We start from the raw sequence: 5,938 nt of genomic DNA, 5'->3' as shown, positions 1-5,938 counted from the left end.
CCCCGCCCCCGGTGCCGAACCGCTCTGCCCCGTACGCCCGTTGTCGGTCACCGACACCCTCACGCACCCCTCCTCGGCCGTCACGCGCACCCGCACCTCGTTGGCGCCCGACGCGTGCCGCAGCGCGTTGGTGAGGGCCTCCTGGACGATCCGGTACCCCGCCAGGTCCACCGCGGCCGGCAGTCCTCCGGTGTCGCCCTCGCGGCGCACGTGCACGGTCATCCCGGCCGCGCGCACGGTGTCGGCCAGTTCGTCGAGGCGGGCGAGGGACGGTCCCGGCTCCCGTCGCTCCCCGGCCTCGGCCGCCGCCGGCTCCACCTCGGGCCCGAAGGCGCGCAGCAGCAGGCGCAGTTCGCCCAGTGCCGAGCGGGCGCCCGTCTCGATGGCCCGCAGTGCCGTGCGCGCCTGCTCGGGCCGGTCGGTGAACACGTCGTCGGCGGCGCCCGCCTGGACGATCATCACCGACAGGGTGTGCGCCACGACGTCGTGCACCTCCCGCGCGATCCGTGCCCGCTCCTCCACCACGGCCCGGCGCGTCTCCGCCCTGGCCCGTTCCCGCTGGGCCCGGCGCCACTGACCCGCCGTCCAGGCCAGGGCCACCGTCAGCAGATACACCGCGAGTCCCGCGGGGCCGCCCGCGCCGAACGCCGGCAGTGCGGGCAGGCACATCGCCGCGAGCGCCCGTGCCGACACCCGCCGCGGCCTGGTGGCCGACAGCACGCACAACGAGATCTGCGCCGCGAGCAGGGCTCCCGTCAAGGTCACCTCGGGCAGCAGCGCCCACACCGCGAGCCCCGTCACCGCGTTCACGGTCAGGACGAGGGCCGGGGCGCGCGCCTGCCACCGCAGCGCACCGACCTGGACGAGCACCAGGATCACGGCGAAGGGCAGCCGCCGCTCGTGGTCCGTGCCGGCGACGAGCACCGCGGTGCCGAGGACGGCCAGCACGGTCCCGGCCGACCCCCACCACAGCCTGCGGGCCGTCCGGGGCGACAGCTCGCCCCGCGCCTGCCCGTCGGACATCTCGTCCGGCCGCTCACCGCCGCGCTCCACGCCCGCACTCTAACCGCGCGAACCGGACCCGCCGAGGAGGCCGCCGGACCTGGACGCCTGAGGAGGTCGAGGAGGCCCGTGCGGAGCGCACGCCCGCCACCCCGTGCCCGAGGACGAGGCCGAACTGCGGCGCCCCGGGCCGTTCCCCGGGCCCGCGCGCCGCGCCGACCCGGCGCGCGGGACCTACTTCATCGTCAGGAACCGCTGCACCAGCGCCGCCAGGAACACCACCAGCAGGGGCAGCGAGAACCAGAAGCTGCTCTGCAGCCACCGCAGTTGCCGCACGCTCGGCCGCACCGCGACCCGCACCACCTCACGCGCCGACAGCAGCACGATCAGCGCCAGCGCGGCCAGTGCCCCCACCACCGACCAGGGCGTCCAGGTCACCTGCGGTCCGATCGGCCCCGGGTCGGCCTCGGGAACGTTCCCGGCGGGCCGCTCCCGCAGGGCGTACATGGTCACGTCGTCGTTGGTGAGGACCCGCTTGAGCTCCTTGCGGCTGTCGAGGTTGTCGAGCAGCCGCGACTCCCACGTCCGCGCATAGCCCACGTCGAGGCGCAGATACGTGACCTGGCTGACGTTCACCATCAGATACGAGTTCGGGCCCGCGTCCCTCAGCGCCTTGACCAGCCCGGACACCAGCACCGGGTCGGTCGGCGCGAGCGTCGGCACGTACGACACCTTCTCCATGTCCCTCGCACCCCACGGCATCGCCGGCGTCACGTTGTTCAGCGTGTCATTCGACAGCCACAGCAGTCGCACCGTCGGATCGTCGTGGGCGTAGACGTAGTCCATGGCGGCGACCTCGCCGGGCTGGATCCGCTCGAACGGCTCGTTGCCCCAACGGGCGACCAGGAAGCCTCCGACCAGCAGCAGACCCGCCATCAGCGCGGCCACCGGGGCGAGGGAGACCCGGTCCCGCTCGCGTTCCTTCGCGGTGGCGCCGGTGCGCGGGAAGAGCGCCAGCGCGGCGAGCAGGCCCGCGCCCGGCAGGGCGAACATGAAGACCCGCAGGGCCATTTCGCCGCCGTAGGACTGCATGCCGAAGCCGAGGAACGGCACGAAGGTCAGGACGAGCAGCGCGACCTCCCGGTACTTGTGCTCACGCCGCCGCCACCAGCCGTAGCAGGCCAGCGTCATGACCCCGCCGGCCAGCAGCACCCGCACGTACAGGACCAGCTTGTGGGTCGAACTGCCGCCCTCGATACGGCCGGAGACCGACGAGGAGACGTTGCCGCCGACCCCGCCGACCCCACCGAACAGGTCGTCGAAGTGCCCCGACCAGTACGGTTCGGCCATCCAGCCGATCCACGCGGTCACCATGACGGTGAACAGGACGGGCAGACCGCGCAGTTCACTGCGGCCGGTCAGCACGAGCGCCGCCAGCACGCCGAGCATCACGAAGGGCGTGAGCTGGTGGGCGGGCACGCTCGCCGCGAACAGGCCGATCACCACCGCGAGCAGCACGGCCCGTTGGCGGCGGTCCGTCGGTTCGACCTCCGCCTCGCCGGGGCGCCGCTTCGCCCAGATCACGCGCGGGGCGCGGAACCAGACGAGCAGGACCGCCACGAACACCAGGTACAGCAGATAGGTGAAGCCCTGCGGGGAGAAGTAGTCCTGGCCGACCCAGCCGCCGAGCACGAAGATCCAGATGCCGGTCCACTTGGCCCGCCAGCTCGCCCGCATGTGCCGTACGAGCAGGAACATCGGTACCAGGTAGGCGAGTTGGATCGCCGTCGGCCACCAGCGGATGACCTCGGTGAAGTCCGTGACCCCGCAGGCCTGCCCGACGAACGCGGCCACCGCGAAGAAGCCCGGCCAGCTCCAGCGGGCGTCCAGGTCGGGCACCGCGGACCCGGTCCGGTCGATGTGGTCGAGGAAACCGAGGTGCTGCCAGGCCGTCGCGAAGCGCGGTTCGGCCTCGATCACCGCGGGCAGCGCGTGCAGCGAGAACACCGTCGCCACCAGGGTGAGCAGCAGCAACGCCCTGTGCTCGCGGCCCGGCCAGAGCAGCGAGGCGAAGACCACGACCAGCAGGGCCGCGCCGGCCAGCGTGGGCAGCGGCAGGACCGAGATCAGCCCGAGCCCGCCCATCCGGTCCAGGTCGGCCTCGCCCAGACCCAGCGCCGGTACCCAGTACAGGAGCAGCGCCACGGCCAGCAGACAGCCGAGGAGCACCCCGGACCGGGTGGGCCGCAACCGCTCCCGCGGGGACAGGGGCCGCGACGGCTCCGCGGGCCGCGCCGCCTCCTCCGGTACGGCGGGTTCCTCGGGCGGGCCGGCCTCCTTGCCCGCGTCGAAGGCCACCTCGAAGGGCGCGTCCACCTCCGTCCCGGACGGGCCGAGCGAGGAGTCGGAGCCGGGCTCCCGCCGTTCCACCGGAAAGCGCGCCTCGGGCGGCTTCCGCAGCGTCCACGTCGGCCGGTCGCGCGACACACCGGGCACCGGCGCGCCGGTGGGCGGCGTGCCGGGCCCCGGACGGACGTCGGGACGGCGTTCCTGGTGGTCGAAGTCGACGTGGATGCCCAGCGCGAGGGTGTCCTGGTCGAGCGCCCAGCCGGGGCGGCGGGCACGGCCGGCGGCCGGTACCTCCCGCGCCCCGAGGTCGGCGAGGTCCCCGTCCGGAGCAGCGCCCGCCGGGACGTCGGCCGCCGGGGCCTGCCGGACCGTCCGGTACAGCCGGGGCGCGGCGACGGCGACGATCACCGCGAGCGAGGAGATCTCGGCGACGCCCGCTCCGGTCAGCCCCATCCGGGGCAGGAGCAGCAGCGTCAGACCGAGCACCATGGCGCACAACAGGCCCTGCAGCCAGGCCAGTCCGGAGGTGCGGCTCTGTGCGCGCAGCACCGCGAAGTACGTCTCCATCACGACCCGGAGCACCGCGCCGACGGCGAACCAGCGCAGCAGCGGGGTCGCCGCGTCCGCGTACCCCGGCCCGAACACGCCGAGGATCCAGGGCGCCCCGAAGAACAGGATCCCGGCCACCGGCAGCATGATCCGCGCCATCCGCTTCAGCGCGGCACGGGTGTTGGCGGCCAGCCGGGCCGGTTCGTGCGAGCCCTCGACGGTCAGGGAGGCGCCCATGTTGATGGCGAGCAGGTTGCAGGTGCCGCCGATCGTCGTGGTGATGTAGAAGTACGCGTTGTCCTGGGAGCTGACCTGGGAGGCCACGATCACCGGGACCAGATAGACCACGGCGAGCGAGAACAGCGAGCCCGTGTAGTCACCCGCGAGGAAACGCCCGATCTCCCTGAGCGAGGGCGGCTTCGCGTGGTCCTCGGTCGCCTTCACATGCCGGGGTGCCAGGCGCCGGAACACCATCCAGCCGAGCGGCAGCACCGAGACGGCGATCGCCGCGACCCACGACACGAAGACGCCGGCCGTCGGGACCGCCACGGCGAACGCGACGAGGAGCCCCAGCTTGACCGCGGAGAACACGGTGTTGCCGACCGGCACCCACAGCGCGCTGCGCAGCCCGGTCAGCACGCCGTCCTGGAGGGTGAGCACGTTCCAGGCGACGACGGCGGCGACGAAGCCGAGGCCGTTCACCGGCCCGTGCAGGAACCGGTACGACGGCCCCCACACGTCCAGGGTGAGCAGGAAGACGACCGCGGCGATCGCCACCAGCACCGAACTGCCCGCGTAAGTACGGGCGATGAGGCGTCCGGTGGCCCTCCCCGCCACCGGTATGAAGCGGGCCAGCGCTCCGGTCAGGGTCACCGCGGTCAGTCCCGCGAGGAGCTTCATCGCGGCGATCGCGGCCGAGCCCTGGCCGACCGCCGACTCGGAGTAGTAGCGGGCGGCCGCCAGCCAGAAGCCGAGCCCCAGCACCGCGGAGATACCGGTGTTGAGCATCAGCGCGTAGGCGTTGCGGAAGAGCGGGCTGCCGTCGCCCCTGCCGAGGCCGGGCAGCCTCAGCCGGCGCCCCGACTGCTCGGGCGCCTTCGCCGCGGTCGACCCGGCCTCGGTCGTGGTCGTCGTGTCAGACACGGGAACGGGAGACCTTCCGGCTGACCTGTCGTGCTCTTCGGACCACCGCGTACCCCTTGGTGAGGGCACGGTCCCTGGCGAAGGCCCTGGCGATCGCACGGCCCTGGACGAGCCGCTCGAACTCCTCGGCCGTGGTGGTGCGGCGCACGGTCAGGCGGGTCAGCGCGTACGGCCCCTGGCGGCGCCGTGCGAGGCCGTTGTTCACCGCGAGAGCCTGGCCGTACCCCGTCTCGCGCACCGCCTCGCGCACCCGGCGGCTGGAGTAGCCGTACGGGTAGGCGAGCGAGACCGGCACGCTGCCGACCTCGTCGGTGACGATCTCCCTGGAGTGGATCAGCTCGTGCCGCAGCGCGCGGTCGTCGAGCTGGTCGAGCTGCGGGTGCGTGTGGGTGTGGCCGCCGATCTCGACGTCCGCGGCGGCGAGTTCGCGCACCTGGTCCCAGTCCAGCATGGTGTCCAGGCCGCCGCCCGTGTCGTACGGGCCCCGGATCCAGCCGGTGGAGACGAACACCGTGGCCGGGAAGGCGTGCTTGGCCAGCACGGGCAGGGCGTGCCGGTGCACACCCTCGTAGCCGTCGTCGAAGGTGATCAGGACGGGCCGTTCGGGCAGCGGCCGGCCGGCGCGCCAGCGGGCCGCGAGCTCCGCCGTCCTGATCGGGGTGAGCCCGAGCCCGGCGACGATGTCCATCTGTCGGTCGAAGGCTTCCGGGGTCACCGACAGCACCCGGGTGGCGTCGTTCGGTTCGGCGGCGACCGAGTGGTACATGAGGATCGGTACGGGCGGCTCAGCCATCTCTCTCCCCCTCGATCTCCCCGACCGCGAAGGTGGCACCGCCCCGCCGCGACCGGAGGGTGCCGACCGCGTATCCGCCGGCCGCCGTGAGCACGCCTGCGA

At 73.5% G+C, this 5,938-nt stretch carries 3 protein-coding genes and 1 pseudogene; all 4 read right to left on the bottom strand.

Annotation, left to right across the window (positions count from 1 at the left end; all coding sequences use genetic code 11):
- On the bottom strand, positions 1-1,053 hold a 1,053-nt coding region (locus EHS43_RS35165), incomplete at its 3' end, for a sensor histidine kinase (RefSeq protein WP_260470852.1).
- Between the two features lie 183 nt (positions 1,054-1,236).
- Positions 1,237-5,043 carry a polysaccharide biosynthesis C-terminal domain-containing protein gene (locus EHS43_RS35160; protein ID WP_125194690.1) on the bottom strand — a complete coding sequence of 1,269 codons (3,807 nt, stop codon included), beginning with the start codon at positions 5,041-5,043 and terminating at the stop codon, positions 1,237-1,239.
- Positions 5,036-5,836, bottom strand: a complete 801-nt coding sequence (locus EHS43_RS35155; RefSeq protein WP_125194689.1) for a polysaccharide deacetylase family protein — start codon at positions 5,834-5,836, stop codon at positions 5,036-5,038. Before EHS43_RS35155 ends, EHS43_RS35160 begins: the two co-directional genes overlap by 8 nt.
- Positions 5,829-5,938 (bottom strand): annotated as a pseudogene (locus tag EHS43_RS48320) (glycosyltransferase family 2 protein); the annotation flags it as partial. The gene EHS43_RS35155 and the pseudogene EHS43_RS48320, both read right to left, overlap by 8 nt.

The organism is Streptomyces sp. RP5T (genome assembly GCF_003933965.1).
Classification (GTDB): Bacteria; Actinomycetota; Actinomycetes; order Streptomycetales; family Streptomycetaceae; genus Streptomyces.
This window is presented reverse-complemented; position numbering and strand designations above follow the sequence as displayed.